Consider the following 555-nt stretch of genomic DNA (forward strand, 5'->3'; position numbering starts at 1 on the left):
GCGGGTCACGCCCGGGGCGGCGCAATTCCTCAAAAATATCGCGCACGGTGTATTCACCGATACTCTCGTTCACATAGTCGGCGGGGTCAAGCGCGGTGAGCGGATCTTCCCCGTCACTGCCGATAAGCCGCCCGGATTGCCAGAGCGCCCCATGATTCCGCTGCGCATCGGCGATAATACGCCGCGCCACAGGGTACGATTCGGGGTGCACGGCAGAGGCATCCAGCGGTTCGGTACCGTGCAGAATCCGCACGAATCCCGCCGCCTGTTCATAGGCCTTAGCCCCTAACCGAGGCACGTTCAGAAGCTCTTCCCGGGTGGTGAAAGCCCCATGTTCGCTACGGTATGCCACGATATTTTCGGCAATTGTGCGGTTAAAACCGGCAACACGCGCAAGCAGTGCGGCGGATGCGCTGTTCAGGTGAACTCCCACCGCGTTTACGCAGTCCTCAACCGTGTTATCGAGGGCGCGTCTTAAAGCGGTTACGCTGACGTCATGTTGGTACTGCCCCACCCCCAATGACTGGGGATCAATTTTGACGAGTTCGGCGAGCG

Annotated in this window: 1 protein-coding gene; it reads right to left on the minus strand. The window is 60.0% G+C overall.

Going from position 1 to position 555, the window contains the following annotated elements; translation table 11 throughout:
* The coding region (locus HMPREF2554_RS02410; RefSeq protein WP_210396004.1) for a helix-hairpin-helix domain-containing protein at nucleotides 1-555 on the minus strand (555 nt) is incomplete at both ends.

The organism is Rothia sp. HMSC071F11 (assembly GCF_001809115.1).
GTDB lineage: Bacteria > Actinomycetota > Actinomycetes > Actinomycetales > Micrococcaceae > Rothia > Rothia dentocariosa.